Source organism: Phytobacter sp. V91, assembly GCF_965644225.1.
GTDB lineage: Bacteria > Pseudomonadota > Gammaproteobacteria > Enterobacterales > Enterobacteriaceae > CBFFRJ01.
In genome coordinates this window covers 1-444 of the sequence record NZ_CBFFRJ010000322.1, presented here as the reverse complement: position 1 = coordinate 444, position 444 = coordinate 1, and the positions used below count along the sequence as shown (strand labels likewise).

The window sequence follows — 444 nt, the reverse complement described above, 5'->3', positions numbered from 1 at the left end:
GCCATCATCTCGATGCTGAGTGGCTATAAAGATGTCTGCCACACCATCACGTTCGACAACGGTGGCGAGTTCAGTGAACATCGGGCGATAGCGGAGGCGCTGGAAGCAGAAACGTACTTCGCCCACCCGTATGCGTCGCATGAGCGGGGGCTGAATGAGAACACAAACGGCCTGTTACGGCAGTTTATCCCGAAGGGAACTGACCTGCGGACAGTGTCAGAAGAAGACTTACAGCACTACCAGGGGGCGCTGAACAGCAGGCCACGCAAGTGTCTCGGATTCAGGCAACCGTCTGTGGTGTTTGCAGAGCTAAGATTGGCGGCTTAGCGTTGCACTTCGGAGTTGAATCCGCCCATCTGTAATTAAATCCGGTAAACCCCCGGCTTTGCCGGGGGACTCCGAAAGGTTTGACCTTTAAGTCAGTCGCGCGAATCTGAAATCTCC

The 444-nt window shown here is 55.0% G+C and carries 1 protein-coding gene; it reads left to right on the top strand.

Features of this window, described 5'->3' with window-relative positions; genetic code table 11:
- Positions 1–327 (top strand): IS30 family transposase (locus ACSZO4_RS25860; RefSeq protein ID WP_437891934.1); only part of this gene is annotated, 327 nt, incomplete at its 5' end.
- Between the last annotated feature and the right edge of the window lie 117 nt (positions 328–444).